Here is a 14914-nt window from a genome sequence, read left to right as displayed (position 1 = left end):
CTGCCCCAGGCACATCGCCTGGAGGCTTGTCGGAAGCATCAGAGCAATCGCCGTGCCAGGAACGCAGCTCCTCAGAACATATGGCCGAAACGGATCGCCTTGGTGGAGAGATAGCGTTCGTTATGGTCGTTCGACGGGAACACGTGGGGAACGCGCTCGGTCACGTTGATGCCGCATTGGGCAAGGCCGGTGACCTTTTCCGGGTTGTTGGTCAGCAGCCGGACCGCCCCCACCCCCAGCTGGCGCAGCATTTCGGCCGCCGGCTGGTAGAGCCGCTCGTCGGCACCAAAGCCCAGCTGCAGGTTGGCATCCAGCGTGTCCGCCCCGGCATCCTGCAGCCGATAGGCGCGCAGTTTGTTGACCAGGCCGATCCCGCGCCCCTCTTGGGCCAGATAGAGCAGCACGCCGTTGCCGGTCCCGTCGGGGGCCGAATTGGCGATGGCGGCGATGGCGCCGCGCAGCTGTTCGCCGCAATCGCAGCGCAGGGAACCCAAGAGGTCGCCCGTGAAACATTCGGAATGAAGGCGCGTCAGCACGGGTTTGGCCGTGTCGAGCTTGCCGATGATGATGGCAAGATGCTCCTTGCCGCCGTCATGGGGCCGGAAGGCGATGATTTCGGCTTCTTCGGCACCTTCGAGGGGCACCCGCGCCGAACTCACTCGGCGCAGGTTGGCGGCGGCATTGCGGCGCCAATGCGTGAGGTCGCGCGCCTCCAGGCGGAATGCGATATCGACCCAATGATCGAGCCCCGCCCGCGGCACCAGCACCAGGATGGCCGCCGGCAGGAGCCTTGCCGCCTTCACCAGTTCAATGGCGCCCCGGCAGAAGGCCGGCGCCACGTCGTTGGCGGCGGCAACGCCCAGCGCCTTGGCGTCGAAAGCGGCCACGGTCGGGTCGGCCAGCTGCCGGACCGCCTCGGCCGCTAGATTGCCGGCCACGGAAAGAAGGCGATAGCCGTCGGCCGGAAGATTTGCGGGCAGATTTGCGGGAAGGGCCAGGCCTCGCTTCCGCAGCGTCTGAGCGCGTTCGGCGGTGAGAACCAGCCGCACTTCGCCCTTTTTTCCGGCGGCACTAGCGGTCTGCAGGGCGGCAAGGGCCGGCTGTTCGACCGTTTCGGCCGCCAGGACCAGCGCCGCCTGATCGCCTTCCAACAGCGCCACGACGCCGCCACGGCGCAATTCCGCAACAGCGCGCTCAACTTGGGCAAGGCAGGTGGCCGTCCAGACAGCGGGGTCGAGGGCGGCCGGATCGATCGGCGTCATGGTCATTCCAGCTTGGCTCAATCACCGCATATGGGGATCATTTCATGATCCGGTCAAGTCCACCTCCACCTACCGGAGATGCGGCGAATGCGCCTCGGATACTGCCGCTAAACCCGCGAGAAGATGGAATTTTCCAGGAATGCCGACGACCGGGTCACTTGTCAGGCGGGTGGGGCGATGTTATCTCACACCCATAACGAGGGGAGTTCCCGCACCCATGAGCCTGTCCCATCAGCGCCGCATCCTGCTCGTCGACGATGACGAGGCCCTGCGCAAGACCCTGGCCGAGCAACTGGCCCTCGATGGCGAGTTCGCCTGCGTCGAGGCTGGGACGGCCGGCGAGGTTCTCGCCGTGGCGCAGAAGGAGAAGCCGGACGCCATCCTGCTCGATGTCGGCCTGCCCGACGGCGACGGCCGCCAGGTCTGCGAGGCTTTGCGCAAGGCCGGCATCAGCGTGCCGATCATCATGGTCACCGCATCGTCGGGCGAGGCCGATACGATCCGCGGCCTCGACATGGGCGCCAACGATTACATCTCGAAGCCCTTTCGCCTGGGCGAATTGCTGGCGCGCCTGCGCGCGCATCTCAGGCAGCACGAACATAGCGAGGATGCGCTCATCCCGATCGGCCCCTACATCTTCAAGCCCAATGTGAAGATGCTGGTCGATGAGAAAGCCAATAAGAAGATCCGCCTGACCGAGAAGGAAACGGCGATCCTCAAATATCTCTATCGCGCCGAACAGCGCGCGGTCGGGCGCGAGACGCTGCTGGGCGAAGTCTGGGGCTACAATGCCGGCGTCACCACGCACACGCTGGAAACCCATGTCTATCGCCTGCGCCAGAAGATCGAAAAGGATCCCGCCAAGGCACAGATTCTGATCACCGACGCCGGCGGCTACAAGCTGGTGCCGTAGGTCCGACACACAATAGGGCAAGGAAGATTGCGCGCCCAGTTCGGCGGAGCGCGCAGATTAACCCGTTCTGCCAAAGATTTACTCTGCGATAGGCAAGCACATTCGCCGTCCCGCGCGCTTGCCGGGATTGTGACGCCGGTCATTTTGGCTGCGCGGGGCAATTGCATTATTATTATGCCGGCATGGCGCGTCGGCTTGCTGTGAGCGAGCGTGTATCTCGCGAAAGCAAAAGGGATCGGGCGTCGCCTAGCCAGCAATGGACGAGGATCACCCATGCCTGCTCGCATGCACCGGCTGGTCGCCGGTTTCATCCTGTTCGTTTCAGCGCTGCTGCCGCTTGGCGCGATCGCGGATTCGGGCCGCGTGGCGCTGGTCGTCGGCAATGGCGATTACGGACCGGCGATCGGCAATCTGCGCAATCCGGCAAACGATGCCAAACTGATGGCACGCTCACTAAAGAAGCTGGGCTTTGCCGTGACGTTGGCGATCGATGTCGACCAGAAGGAGATGAAGCGGCACATCCGCGATTTCGGCGCGGCATTGACGGCAGCCGGGCCGGATGGGATCGGTTTCTTTTATTATGCCGGCCATGGCGTGCAGGTCGATGGGACCAATTATTTGCTGCCGGTCGGCGTGCAGATCGAATCTGAAGGCGATGTCGAGCTGGAAGCGGTTTCCGCCAGCAGCGTGCTGGCGCAGATGCAATATGCACGCAACAGCGTCAACCTGGTCTTCCTCGACGCCTGCCGAAACAATCCCTTGACCCACGGTTTCCGCGACACCACGCGCGGCCTGGCGCGGGTCGACGCGCCGCGCGGCAGTTTCATCGGTTATTCGACCGCGCCGGGCGAAGTTTCAGTCGACGGCAATGGCAATAACAGCCCCTACACCCTGGCTCTGGCGGAAGAATTGCTGCGCCCCGGAGAAGCGATCGAGACTGTGCACCGTGCCGTGCGGCTCAAGGTTCTGGCCGCCACCAACGAGCAGCAGACACCCTGGGATTCATCTTCGCTGACTGCGGCGGTGACACTGGCAGCGCCGCAATTGCCGGCAGAAAATCCGGCACCTGTCCCGGCGCCAGCGACGGTTGCGGCGGCGCCGGATACGGCGGCATCGCGCCAAGCCGAAATCCTTTTCTGGGAATCGGCCAGGGGCAGCGACAATCCGGCTGTTTATGCTGCATATCTGAAGCAGTTTCCTGGCGGCATTTATGCCGTGTTTGCCCAGGCGGAGCTGGATCGACTCAGCGGCAAGCAGCCGGCAGCGGCGTCCGCGCCGACAATTCAACCTGTCCACCCCCCTGCCCCGACTGACATCGCGGCAGTTGCGCCGGCACCGATGGCGACCGAGCCGATCGATAGCGGCATCATGCCGATACGGGGTACCTATGTGGCGATCAAGAATGCCAATATCCGGGCCGAGCCCAACGCCAAGGCGAAGATCCTGGGCCGCCTGAAGATTCATGAAAGCATCAGCGTGACGGGTCGCTCGGCCGATGACGAATGGCTGCAAGTGGCCGGGGCCGGAGGCACGGGCTATATCAGCGCCAAGCTGCTGCGAATCGATCCCAGCGTTGCCGCCAGGACGCCGGCACCGGAACCGCCACCCCCGGCACCCGAGCCCAAGGCCAATGCCCTGCGCCTCGCCGATCTGCTTCGCCCTGAGATCGAGCGCTATCTGGCCAATTCACAGGCACAAACCGGCAATTTCCGCTTCCTGGCCGTCAATGAGTCGGGCGACAAGATCGGCATATCGATCAACTGCAAGATGAAGAAATCGGGTTGGGGCGGCTGGTCGGCCGAAGGTTGCAGCGAGGAAGCCGAAGCCAGGAAACAGGCCTTGTCCGCCTGTGGCGACAATTGCCGGATCATCTTCAAGCGTGCTGAGAAAGTCGGCGATTTCGAGATCGAATGGGTGAAAGCCGACGGCGGTACCGAACCGGCCGCGCTGCCGGGAGCGGACCAGGAAGCGCAAACGCCGGAGCCAGCGCCGGCCGAGACAGCGAGCATCGCGCCGGCGGTCGCCGCAAGCAGCGGCGATATCGTGCGCATCGCCGAAAGCCATCGCGAGGATGTCGAAAGATACCTCGCCAATTCACAGACGCAGACTGGCAGTTTCCGTTTTCTCGCGGTCAGCCCCACAGGCGACCGAATCGGCATTTCGATCGGCTGCAAGATCAAGGCCACCGGCTGGGGCGGCTGGTCGCAGCAAGGATGCAGCGCGGAAGCCGATGCCAAGCGGATGGCCATCAAGGCTTGCGGCGAGGATTGCCACATCATCTTCAGGGGTGCCGACAAGCTCGCTGATTTCGCGATCGAATGGTATTGAAGCTCAGCGCAGGCGTGCGGCCAGCGTCAGGGCGATGAGTGCGCAGGAGGCTGAGATGCCGGCGATGACGAAGGCGGCGCCGGACCATCCCAGACTGCCCTGGAACAGGATCGCCATCAGGATGGGACCCAGGAAGACGCCGCTGTTGCGCCCCGTCATCAGCACGCCATAGGCCTTGGGCCCCGCCTGCACGCCTTCCAGATGATGCGGCAGATGGAAGAAGCAGGCGGGCGTCACGCCGGCACCGATGCCGAAGACGATCAGCATCAGAATACCGGGGATGCCGTCGAGCCATGGCGCACTCACCCAGACCACGGCCTGCAGCAGAAGTGCCGCGACCAGGGCCGGCAGCAGCTTGAGGCCGCGCGCCAGGGCCCAGCCAGTGGCGATGTTGCAGATCATCACCACGACGACCGGCGTCAGATAGGCAAGGATCGCCGCGGCGGCGCTGAGATGCAGTTCGCCGGTCAGATATTTGGTGAGCCAGGTCATGAAGGCGAAGAATTGCAGCGACCAGAGCAGGAAAATGCCGGCGCCGACGAGCAGTCCCGGATGCGTCCCGGCGGCAAGTGAGGTTCCTGCCGGCCGCGTCACCGGACCGAGCCAGCGGCGATAGACGATCGCCGCCGCGACGAGCGGCACCATGAGGGCAAGGTTTATCAGCCACAGCGCGCGCCAGTCGGCGCCGGCGAGGGCGAGAAAGCCGGCCAGCAGCTGGCCGATCGGAATCCAGGCGGCGATGAGGCCGGTAACGAGACCCAGGTCGCGCCGCGCCACGGCGGAATTGGCTATGACCGGGCCGATCACGGAGAAGATGGCAAAGGTCAAACCTTCAAGTCCGCGCCCCAGCAGCATCAGCCAGCCCGATTGAGGTGCCGCAAGGCCGATGAGGATGCCGATGGCGGCAATGGCCAGGCCGATCCCGAGTGCCGCGGCAAGGACATGTCGCTCGATCAGCCGGCCGAGCGGCACCGAGGCCAGCAAGCCCACCAGGGCGAAAATCGACATGAACCAGGCCGCCACATCGGCGCTGTGCGGATATATGGCAAGGAAGGCCGGCAGGACCGGCGGCAGCTTGAATTGCAGAAAAGCGCCGAACGCGCTGATGCCGACGCCAAGCAGGGCCACGGGCCAGCAGGTTCGTTCTACCTGGCTCAATAACCATACTCCTACTGGTAAATTATTGCCCGGAAAGACAATCCAGCCTGGGCGAAAGCTTAACCGCTCACTTTGCAAGCGCGCGAAACAATGCCATCATTCGGCCGCGCCGGATAGCGGGGTGAAACCGGTGGTTAAGGGATGGCGGTCTACAAGCCGGGGACGCCGAATAAGGATTGAGTGTTTTGTCGCAATCGGTTGGTACCTCGACGGCTGGTTTGTCCGTTCGCTTCTGGGGAGTACGTGGCTCCCTTTCCTGCTCCGGACCGGAATATGTACGCTATGGCGGAAACACCTCCTGCCTTGAGGTGCATGCCGGGCCGCATGTCCTGGTCTTCGATGCCGGCACCGGCATCCGGCAATTGGGCCGCCAGCTAGCGGCCAGCGGTCCGGTCGAGGCCGACCTCTTTTTCACGCACACGCATATCGACCATGTGGTGGGCCTGCCCTTCTTCGCGCCGCTCTACCTGCCGGGATCCAACATCCGCATCTGGGCCGGCCATTTGAAGCCCGAGCGTGGGCTCAAGGAGGCGCTGTCGGGCCTGATGGCCGAGCCGTTCTTTCCGGTGCCGCTGGAGATTTTTTCGGCCCAGCCCGTCTATCACGATTTCATCGCCGGCGAGGTACTGGAGCCGCATCCAGGCTTGAAGGTGCAGACCTGTCCGCTTAACCATCCCAACGGCGCCACCGGCTACCGTGTCGATTGGAACGGCAAATCGATCTGCTACGTGACCGATTGCGAGCACGATCCCAAGCAGCTCGATCCCGTGATCCTGGCGCTCATCGAAGGCGCCGACGTGGTCGTCTATGACGCCACCTATACCGACGAGGAATTCACCCGCTTCAAGGGTTGGGGCCATTCGACCTGGCAGGAAGCGGTGCGCCTGGCCGACGCCGCCAGGGTGAAGACGCTGGTACTCTTCCACCACGACCCGTCGCATGACGATGCCTTCATGGACCGGGTCGCCGCCGATGCCGAAAAAGCCCGGCCGGGGACGCTGGTGGCCAAGGAAGGACTGGTCCTGACGCCGTGATCGACCTCACCGTCACGGCCGATGGCGAAGGCGCCACGCAAGGCTGGGCCGAACTGAACGGCCGGCGCTATCGCTGCGCGCTGGGCCGTGGCGGCATCGTCGCCGACAAGCGTGAAGGCGATGGCGGAACGCCGGCCGGCATCTTTCCCCTGCGCCGTTTGCTGGTGCGCACCGACAAAGGCGTCCAGCCGCAAACGCAATTGCCCGCGACGGCGATCGGGCTGGATGACGGCTGGTGCGATGCGCCGCAGGACCCTGCCTATAACAGGCCCGTCGCTTTGCCCTATGGCGCCAGCCACGAGAAACTATGGCGCGACGATCATCTCTACGATCTGGTCCTGGTCATCGGCCACAATGACGATCCGGTCGTGCCCTTCAAGGGCAGCGCCGTCTTCGTGCATCTGGCCCACGCGGATTACCGCCCGACCGAAGGCTGCATCGCCTTCAAGCGTGAGGATCTGGAAAAGATATTGAGTGCGATGGGGCCGGGCGATCGGGTGGTGATGAGAGAGCCCAAAAACAAATGACCCCTCGCCCCCTTTGGTGGCGAGGGGGCTACGTCAAGCTCACTTCAGCTCACGCACATCGGCCAGATGGCCGGTGATCGCCGCCGCCGCCGCCATGGCGGGGCTGACCAGATGCGTGCGCCCACCACGACCCTGACGGCCTTCGAAATTGCGGTTCGAGGTCGAGGCGCAGCGTTCGCCCGGCGCCAGCTTGTCCGGGTTCATGGCCAGACACATCGAACAGCCGGGCTCGCGCCAATCGAAGCCAGCTTCGATCAGGACCTTGTCGAGGCCTTCTTCTTCGGCCTGCGCCTTCACCAGGCCGGAGCCCGGGACGACCATGGCGTTCACATGCGACGACACCTTGCGGCCCTTGGCGAGCTTGGCGACTTCGCGCAGATCCTCGATGCGGCCATTGGTGCAGGAGCCGATGAAGACCCGGTCGACCTTGACCTCGGTGAGCGGCATGCCAGCGGTGAGGCCCATATAATCGAGCGCGCGCTGCATGGCGCGGCGCTTATCCTCATCCGCCACGTCGGCCGGGTTCGGCACCTTGGCGGTGATGGGCAGCACGTCCTCGGGGCTGGTGCCCCAGGTGACCTGCGGAACGATGTCCTCGGCCTTCATCTCGATTTCGACGTCGTACTTGGCGTCCGGATCGGAGGGCAATGTTTTCCAGAAGGCTACCGCCTGCTCCCAGGCAGCACCCTTGGGCGCCAGCGGGCGGCCTTTGATATATTCGAACGTGGTCTCGTCGGGTGCGATGAGGCCGGCGCGGGCGCCGGCTTCGATGGTCATGTTGCAGACCGTCATGCGGCCTTCCATCGAGAGGCCGCGAATGACAGAGCCGGCGAATTCGACCACATAGCCGGTGCCGCCTGCCGTGCCGATCTTGCCGATGATGGCCAGCACCACATCCTTGGCGGTGACGCCCGGCAGCAGCTTGCCTTCGACCGAGATGCGCATGTTCTTGGCCGGCCGCTGGATCAGCGTCTGCGTCGCCAGCACATGTTCGACTTCCGAAGTGCCGATGCCGAAGGCCAAGGCGCCGAAGGCACCATGGGTCGAGGTGTGAGAGTCACCGCAGACGATGGTCATGCCCGGCTGGGTGAAGCCCTGTTCCGGCCCGATGATGTGCACGATGCCCTGGCGGATATCGTCCATCGAGAAATAGGGCACGCCGAAATCGCGGCAATTCCGCTCCAGCGTTTCGACCTGGATGCGGCTTTCCGGCTCGGTGATGCCCTTGGAACGGTCCGAGGTCGGCACGTTATGGTCGGCGACGGCAAGGGTCGCCTGCGGACGGTGCACCTTGCGGCCGGCCGTGCGGAGGCCTTCGAAAGCCTGCGGGCTGGTCACTTCATGCACGAGGTGGCGGTCGATATAGATGAGGCAGGTGCCGTCATCCTGACGATGCACCAGATGATTTTCCCAGATCTTGTCGAACAACGTCTTCGCCATTTTACGTCCTCGGGGCCCCTGAAACGCATGAGCCGGTAATGCCTTGATTCTTTCTCGGTCCGCGATCGCCCCGGAAGCCGGCGCGACCGCGAACGAGAAAGGACTGGGTCGTTCATCGACGCCGGCCGACCAAGGCTGGCGTCGTTACTGCGGGAGTGCCGGCGCTTACTCGCTGGCGGCTTCCGCACCCGTGTTCGCACTCACATTCGCCTGGGCGCGCTCGGTGATGCGGGCGGCCTTGCCGCGCAGGCCACGGAGGTAATAGAGCTTCGCGCGACGCACGTCGCCGTGGCGCACCACTTCGATGCTCACGAGACGCGGCGAGAAAAGCGGGAAGACACGCTCGACGCCCTCGCCATAGGAGATCTTGCGCAGGGTGAAGGAGGAGTTCACGCCGGCATTCTTGCGGGCGATGCACACGCCTTCGAAAGCCTGCACGCGCTCGCGCTCGCCTTCGACGACCTTCACGCTCACCTTCACCGAATCGCCCGGACGGAAATCCGGCACCTTGGTGGCGCCCTGCAGCTTGGCGAGCTGGGCGGCTTCGAATTCATGCAACATGGTCATGGTCTTGGTCCTTTCTTCTTTCAACTCAAGCTGTGCTTCTAAGCACCGCGTTTCTTGTAGGCGTCCCACAAATCGGGGCGCCGTGATCTGGTTACTTCCTCGGCCTGGGTTTGACGCCAGGCCCGGATTTTTTCGTGATGCCCGGACATCAGCACTTCGGGCACCTTTCGCTCATTCCACTCCGCCGGCCTGGTGTAATGCGGATATTCCAGCAGGCCGGTCTTGAAACTCTCTTCGTCCAATGTCTCTTCGGCACCCATGACACCGGGCAGAAGCCGGACGCAGGCATCGATCAAGGCGAGGGCCGCCGGTTCACCGCCCGAAAGCACGAAATCGCCGAGGCTTACCTCGATCAACTGCCGCGCCTCGATCACCCTCTCGTCCAGCCCCTCGTAGCGGCCGCAGACCAGGACCATGCCAGGTCCCGCCGCCAGTTCTTCCACCAGACCCTGCGAGAGCAGACGCCCGCGTGGAGTGAGATAGATGGCCGGCCCGAGGCCATCTGCAGTTGCCGCGGCCAAGGCCGCATCGACCACATCCGGACGCATCACCATGCCGGCGCCGCCGCCGAAGGGGGTATCGTCGACCGTGCGATGCCTGTCGCAAGCGAAGTCACGGATCTGCAGCGTTTCCAAGCGCCAGATACCCTTCTCCAAGGCCTTGCCCGCCAAACTCTGACCCAAGGGGCCCGGGAACATTTCCGGGAACAGGGTCAGGATGCGTGCCGTCCAGGCCTCAGTCGTGTCGGTCACCTCCGCTTCCGTCAGTTCACAGGCGACGGCGTATCGGTTTCAGGCTCGCCTTCCGGACGGTCGAAAAAACCATCCGGCAGATCGAGCCCGATCCGCTTGGCCACCAGATCGACCGTCGGCACCAGCGCCTTGGTGAAGGCCACGTCGAAGGCGCCTTTCGGCCCACCTTCGAGCGACAGCACATCGCCGGCACCGTAATTCTCGACTGCGGCGACGCGGCCGTGATTGGTGCCCTGCTGATCCACCGCGCTGAGGCCAATCAGGTCCGCCAGATAGAACTCCTCCTCATCCGCGATCTGCGGCAGGCGATCGCGCGCCACGAAAAGCTCGACGCCTTTCAGCGCCTCGGCTGCGTTGCGATCGCCGACGCCTTTGATGCGGGCGATGAGGGTGTCCTTGCCGGCCGTTGCCTTGCCGACCAGAGCGAGATCGAAGGTCCGGCCCCTGGCATCCGCGAGGGCGCCATAGGTCGCAATGGCAGCAGGCGTGCCGGCGAAGGACTTCACCTTCACCTCGCCCTTGATGCCATGCGCACCGATGATTGCACCCATCAGAACCATTGCCGGCTTCTCTCCCACTTAAGAGACCTGTTCCTTAGGCCTCGGCAGCCGGGGCTTCGGCGGCCTTGGCGGCGGCTTCGGCATTCGCCTTGGCGCGTTCCTGGGCCTTCGCCTTCGGCTTGTCCTGCTTGGTCTGCTCGTGACGCTTGGGCGCTTCCATCAGGCCGAGCTTGGCGAAGAAATGCTGCACGCGCTCGGTCGGCAAGGCGCCCTTCGAGAGCCAATGCTTGGCGCGCTCGATTTCGATCAGCACGCGGTTCGGGTCTTCCTTGGTCAGCATCGGGTTGTAGGAACCGATACGTTCCACGAAGCGGCCATCGCGGGCGAAGCGGCTTTCCGCGACGACGATGCGATAGAACGGACGCTTCTTGGCGCCACCACGGGCGAGACGGATCTTCAACGACATGAGGGTAGTTCTCCTTTCAGATTCGAAACTTCGTAAATGTTGTTATTCCGGCAGATGACAGCACGCTTCGATCTTGTTCCCGTCGGGATCGAAGGCGAAGGCGCCGTAGTAATTGGGGTGGTAATGGGCACGGATGCCGGGGGCGCCATTGTCCTTGGCACCGCCGCGGATGGCCGCGAGATAGAACGCATCGACTTCCAGCCGCGTCTTGGCCTCGAAGGCGAAATGGCTGCCGCCGGCGCGGTTGGCTTCCGGGTTGATCTTATCTGGGACGCCGATCCAGAAGCGCGCCTGGGAGCCAGCCTCGCCATAACCGTGGGCGACCATGCCCTGGCCCGGGATCTCGACGTCATGCACACGCACATAAGAGAGCGCCAGGAAGACGACGTCATAGAACTCACGCGCCTTCTTGAGGTCACTGACACCAATGGAGACGTGATCGATCATCGCATCCCTCCAAAACCGCCGCCGCCCATACCGCCCATGCCGCCCTTCATCAGGGCCGCCATGCCGTGCCGCATCAGGCCCTTCTGGCCCATCTTCGAGACCTGCTTCATCATGCGCGCCATTTCCTGGTGCTGCTTCAGAAGCTTGTTCACATCCTGCACCTGGACACCGGCACCCTTGGCGATGCGGGTCTTGCGCGAGGCCTTGATGATATCGGGAACGCGGCGTTCCTTGGGCGTCATCGCCGAGATGATGGCGAGCGAGCGCTTGACGATCTTTTCGTCGACCTTGCCTTCGAGCTGCTTCTGCATCTTGGCCACGCCCGGCAGCATGCCGATGATGCCGCCAAGGCCACCCATCTTCTGCAGCTGCTTCATCTGCTGGGCGAGGTCGTTCAAGTCGAACTGGCCCTTCTGCATCTTGAGGGCGAGCTTTTCGGCTTCCGCCTGTTCGGTGGCCTCCATCGCCTTTTCGACGAGGGAGACGATATCGCCCATGCCCAGAATGCGGCCAGCAACGCGGTCGGCGTGGAAATCTTCGATCGCATCCAGCTTTTCGCCCGTACCCAGCAATTTGATCGGCTTGCCGGTAACAGCGCGCATCGAGAGCGCCGCACCGCCGCGCGCATCGCCGTCGATACGGGTCAGCATGATGCCGGTGATGCCGACCTTGTCCTGGAAGTGCTTGGCCGTATTGACCGCGTCCTGGCCGGTCATCGCGTCGGCGACCAGCAGGCTTTCATGCGGCTTCACCGCATCGCGCACCTCGGCCACCTCCGCCATCAGCTCGTCGTCGATCGCGAGACGGCCGGCGGTGTCGAGCATGACGATGTCGTAGCCTTCGAGGCGGCCCATGTTCATGGCGCGCTTGGCGATGGCGACGGGCGGCTCGCCCGGAACGATGGGCAGCGTCTTGATGCCGGTCTGCTCGCCAAGGATGGCCAGCTGCTGCTGGGCTGCCGGGCGGCGCGTATCCAGCGACGCCATCAGCACCTTCTTGCCCTGTTTCTCGGCAAAGCGGCGCGCGATCTTGGCGGTCGAGGTGGTCTTGCCGGAACCCTGCAGGCCCAGCATCAGGATGGGAACGGGGGACGGGTGGTTGAGGTCGAGGCCGGGCACCTCGCCTTCCGCCGACTTCAGCACGTTCACCAGCTCGTCATGGACGATCTTGATGACCATCTGGCCGGGGGAGACGGATTTGATGACCTTCTCGCCCACCGCCTCGGCGCGGACCGAGGTGATGAAATCCTTCACGACGGGAAGGGCGGCGTCAGCTTCGAGCAGGGCCACGCGCACTTCGCGCAAGGCCTCGTCGACGTCAGCCTCCGACAGCTGACCGCGCTTGGTCAGTTTCTCGAGGACTCCGCCTAATCTTTCGCTTAGCTTCTCGAACATGCCGGTTCCGTCAAAAATCCCTTGTCTGTCAAAGCCTTGAGCATCGAGCCAATAGCCCAAAACGCATTCGCGCCCGTGTGCGAAACTCGCAGACGGGCGGGGCCCCTCGGGGCCAAAGGCTCTGCCAAAGAAGGTAAAGCGGGCCGGAAACTAGGCTTTTTGGGGGGATGAGTCAATGTGGTGGATGAGGCATAGCTCAGGTTGCTATAACTCATAAAAACGAATAATAGTGAGCCATAGACAACATTTCTATAGCTCATCATGTGGATCTGGCAGCAACTCGGCTGGCCGCAGCTTACCTATGACTCGGCCCGGCTGGACAATCTGGAACAGCAATTCCTGCTGCGGGCCGGCGCCTTCATTGGCGCCTTCAAGCATGTCGGCGCCGAAGATAGAGACGCCTTCCGGATCGAACTCATCAGCGACGAAGCCCTGAAGACATCCGCCATTGAAGGCGAGGTTCTCAATCGGGAAAGCGTCCAGTTCTCCTTGCGCCAGCAATTCGGTCTTGGTGGCGCGACCGGACATGCTCCGCCTCGGGAGCAGGGCATTGCCGAGATGATGGCCGATCTCTATCGCCACAGCCTCGATCCGTTGACGCACGAGACCTTGTTCGCGTGGCATAGCATGGTGATGAACGGGAATCGCCGCCTGAGGGCGATCGGTGAATACAGATCGCATCCCGAGCCGATGCAGGTCGTTTCTGACCGCCTGCACGAGCCGGCGGTATTTTTCGAAGCACCGCCATCGGCGCGCATGCAAGATGAAATGGCCGGCTTCATCGCCTGGTTCACGGATACCGCGCCACAAGGAAAGGCACCGCTGCCGTCTTTGGCGCGGGCCGGCATCGCCCATCTCTATTTCGTCTGCATTCATCCCTTCGAGGATGGCAATGGACGCATCGCCCGGGCACTTGCCGAAAAGTCGCTGGCGCAGAATCTGGGCCAGCCCAGCCTGATCGCCCTTGCCTTCACCATCGAGCGTGCGCGCAAGGAGTATTATGCAGCCCTCGCCCGGAACAACCGCAGCACCGAGATCACCAATTGGCTGGTCTATTTTGCCGAAACGATCCTGACGGCGCTGGAGAACACCCATGCGCGGATCGACTTCCATATCGCCAAAGCCCGATTCTATGATGCCCATCGCGGCCGGCTGAATGCGCGGCAGGAAAAGGCGATCACGCGCATGTTCCGCGAAGGGATCGACGGTTTCAAGGGCGGCCTCAGCGCCGAAAACTATATCGGCATCACCAGGGCATCCCGCGCCACCGCGACACGCGACCTGCAGAACCTGGTCGAGAAAGGCGCACTGACGAAAACCGGATCCCTGCGGCACACCCGCTATTGGCTGAACCTGCCGATGCTGGCGCGTTAGGCCGCTGCCGCCCCCGGCTGCTTCCCCAGAATGATCATCCCCAGCACGTCGTCCTTGGTGACGTCCTCAGTCCGCACGGTGCCGACCAGTTTGCCGTTCTTCATCACGGAGAGGCGGTCCGAGAGGTCGAAGACGTCGTGGAGGTCGTGGCTGATGAGGAAGATGCCGATACCTTCTTTTTTGAGCTGCTGGATGAGCTCGGCCACCATCTTGGTTTCCTGGACGCCCAAGGCCGCCGTGGGTTCGTCCATGATGAGGATTCGGGCTTCGAAATATACGGCACGCGCGATGGCGACCGATTGGCGCTGCCCGCCGGAAAGTGCGGATACCGGCGCGTGATATTTCTTGAAATTGGGGTTGAGGCGGCCGATCACTTGCCTCGCCGCCGCTTCCATCGCCGGTTCGTCGAGGAGGCCGGTCGCGGTGATCTCTCTCCCCAGGAAAAGATTGGCGCAGGCGTCGAGATTGTCGGCCAAGGCGAGATTCTGATAGATCGTCTCGATACGGTGGTCGCGAGCATCGCGCGAGGAGCGGATGTCAGCCACCTTGCCGTCGATCAGGATCTCGCCCTTATCGGCCTGGTAGGCGCCGGAGAGGATCTTGATGAGGGTCGATTTGCCGGCACCGTTATGGCCCAGCAGCCCCACGACTTCGCCGGGATATAGATCGATCGAGACATCGTCGACGGCGCGGACACCCCCGAAGCTGATCGAGATGTTGCGCATTTCAACGAGGGGCGTTGCCATGGCTCT

General features: G+C 63.3%; 15 protein-coding genes. 5 read left to right on the top strand and 10 right to left on the bottom strand.

Features of this window, described 5'->3' with window-relative positions; translation table 11 throughout:
- Positions 1-71: 71 nt before the first annotated feature.
- The gene (gene ribA / locus ACE3TY_RS17195) at positions 72-1268 is read right to left on the bottom strand and encodes a GTP cyclohydrolase II (protein ID WP_374655210.1); all 1197 of its coding nucleotides are present in this window, start codon (positions 1266-1268) and stop codon (positions 72-74) included.
- Between the two features lie 217 nt (positions 1269-1485).
- On the opposite strand from ribA, the gene ACE3TY_RS17190 reads away from it, so the two are divergent.
- Positions 1486-2175: a response regulator transcription factor gene (locus tag ACE3TY_RS17190; protein WP_374655335.1), complete on the top strand. Its 690-nt coding sequence runs from the start codon at positions 1486-1488 to the stop codon at positions 2173-2175.
- A gap of 273 nt (positions 2176-2448) precedes the next feature.
- On the top strand, positions 2449-4503 hold the full coding sequence (locus tag ACE3TY_RS17185) for a caspase family protein (protein WP_374655208.1): 2055 nt from the start codon (positions 2449-2451) through the stop codon (positions 4501-4503).
- Positions 4504-4506: 3 nt separating this feature from the next.
- Here the strand turns inward: ACE3TY_RS17185 and ACE3TY_RS17180 are convergent, their stop codons facing one another.
- The gene (locus tag ACE3TY_RS17180; protein ID WP_374655206.1) at positions 4507-5661 is read right to left on the bottom strand and encodes an MFS transporter; all 1155 of its coding nucleotides are present in this window, start codon (positions 5659-5661) and stop codon (positions 4507-4509) included.
- Positions 5662-5846: 185 nt separating this feature from the next.
- Between ACE3TY_RS17180 and ACE3TY_RS17175 the strand changes: the two genes are divergently transcribed.
- Together ACE3TY_RS17175 and ACE3TY_RS17170 are read left to right on the top strand one after the other, a co-directional pair.
- A complete protein-coding gene (locus ACE3TY_RS17175; RefSeq protein WP_374655204.1) occupies positions 5847-6695 on the top strand; it encodes an MBL fold metallo-hydrolase in 849 nt (282 codons plus the stop codon).
- Positions 6692-7222 (top strand): L,D-transpeptidase, encoded by a 531-nt coding sequence (locus ACE3TY_RS17170; protein ID WP_374655202.1) that lies wholly within the window; start codon positions 6692-6694, stop codon positions 7220-7222. Before ACE3TY_RS17175 ends, ACE3TY_RS17170 begins: the two co-directional genes overlap by 4 nt.
- A gap of 39 nt (positions 7223-7261) precedes the next feature.
- Here ACE3TY_RS17170 and leuC read toward each other — a convergent pair whose 3' ends face one another.
- From leuC to ffh, 7 genes are all read right to left on the bottom strand, one after another.
- Entirely contained in the window at positions 7262-8662 is a 1401-nt protein-coding gene (gene leuC / locus ACE3TY_RS17165) for a 3-isopropylmalate dehydratase large subunit (RefSeq protein ID WP_374655200.1), read from the bottom strand.
- Positions 8663-8827: 165 nt separating this feature from the next.
- Positions 8828-9229 carry a 50S ribosomal protein L19 gene (gene rplS / locus ACE3TY_RS17160; protein ID WP_374655198.1) on the bottom strand — a complete coding sequence of 134 codons (402 nt, stop codon included), beginning with the start codon at positions 9227-9229 and terminating at the stop codon, positions 8828-8830.
- A gap of 38 nt (positions 9230-9267) precedes the next feature.
- Positions 9268-9981, bottom strand: a complete 714-nt coding sequence (trmD, locus tag ACE3TY_RS17155) for a tRNA (guanosine(37)-N1)-methyltransferase TrmD (protein WP_374655196.1) — start codon at positions 9979-9981, stop codon at positions 9268-9270.
- A gap of 11 nt (positions 9982-9992) precedes the next feature.
- Complete coding sequence (rimM, locus tag ACE3TY_RS17150; protein ID WP_374655194.1) at positions 9993-10532, bottom strand: ribosome maturation factor RimM; 540 nt, start codon at positions 10530-10532, stop codon at positions 9993-9995.
- A 43-nt stretch (positions 10533-10575) separates the two neighbouring features.
- Positions 10576-10947 (bottom strand): 30S ribosomal protein S16, encoded by a 372-nt coding sequence (gene rpsP / locus ACE3TY_RS17145; protein ID WP_374655192.1) that lies wholly within the window; start codon positions 10945-10947, stop codon positions 10576-10578.
- Between the two features lie 42 nt (positions 10948-10989).
- The gene (locus tag ACE3TY_RS17140) at positions 10990-11394 is read right to left on the bottom strand and encodes a VOC family protein (RefSeq protein WP_374655190.1); all 405 of its coding nucleotides are present in this window, start codon (positions 11392-11394) and stop codon (positions 10990-10992) included.
- Positions 11391-12788 carry a signal recognition particle protein gene (ffh, locus tag ACE3TY_RS17135; RefSeq protein ID WP_374655188.1) on the bottom strand — a complete coding sequence of 466 codons (1398 nt, stop codon included), beginning with the start codon at positions 12786-12788 and terminating at the stop codon, positions 11391-11393. The genes ACE3TY_RS17140 and ffh overlap by 4 nt, the downstream gene beginning before the upstream one ends.
- 261 nt (positions 12789-13049) lie before the next feature.
- Between ffh and ACE3TY_RS17130 the strand changes: the two genes are divergently transcribed.
- On the top strand, positions 13050-14162 hold the full coding sequence (locus tag ACE3TY_RS17130; protein ID WP_374655186.1) for a Fic family protein: 1113 nt from the start codon (positions 13050-13052) through the stop codon (positions 14160-14162).
- Here the strand turns inward: ACE3TY_RS17130 and ACE3TY_RS17125 are convergent.
- Positions 14159-14908, bottom strand: coding sequence for an ATP-binding cassette domain-containing protein (locus ACE3TY_RS17125; protein WP_374655184.1), 750 nt, complete (start codon positions 14906-14908; stop codon positions 14159-14161). The two genes, ACE3TY_RS17130 and ACE3TY_RS17125, sit on opposite strands and share 4 nt — an antisense overlap.
- Positions 14909-14914 lie beyond the last annotated feature (6 nt).

The sequence above is a fragment of the Dongia sp. genome (genome assembly GCF_041918875.1).
Taxonomy (GTDB): Bacteria; Pseudomonadota; Alphaproteobacteria; order Dongiales; family Dongiaceae; genus Dongia.
This window is presented reverse-complemented; position numbering and strand designations above follow the sequence as displayed.

Coding starts and splice junctions, on each gene's coding strand:
- rimM (WP_374655194.1), bottom strand. CDS start 10,532: ATGGGTGCAATCATCGGTGCGCATGGCATCAAGGGCGAGGTGAAGGTG.
- rpsP (WP_374655192.1), bottom strand. CDS start 10,947: ATGTCGTTGAAGATCCGTCTCGCCCGTGGTGGCGCCAAGAAGCGTCCG.
- ribA (WP_374655210.1), bottom strand. CDS start 1,268: ATGACCATGACGCCGATCGATCCGGCCGCCCTCGACCCCGCTGTCTGG.
- ACE3TY_RS17125 (WP_374655184.1), bottom strand. CDS start 14,908: ATGGCAACGCCCCTCGTTGAAATGCGCAACATCTCGATCAGCTTCGGG.
- ffh (WP_374655188.1), bottom strand. CDS start 12,788: ATGTTCGAGAAGCTAAGCGAAAGATTAGGCGGAGTCCTCGAGAAACTG.
- ACE3TY_RS17140 (WP_374655190.1), bottom strand. CDS start 11,394: ATGATCGATCACGTCTCCATTGGTGTCAGTGACCTCAAGAAGGCGCGT.
- rplS (WP_374655198.1), bottom strand. CDS start 9,229: ATGACCATGTTGCATGAATTCGAAGCCGCCCAGCTCGCCAAGCTGCAG.
- ACE3TY_RS17130 (WP_374655186.1), top strand. CDS start 13,050: ATGTGGATCTGGCAGCAACTCGGCTGGCCGCAGCTTACCTATGACTCG.
- leuC (WP_374655200.1), bottom strand. CDS start 8,662: ATGGCGAAGACGTTGTTCGACAAGATCTGGGAAAATCATCTGGTGCAT.
- ACE3TY_RS17185 (WP_374655208.1), top strand. CDS start 2,449: ATGCCTGCTCGCATGCACCGGCTGGTCGCCGGTTTCATCCTGTTCGTT.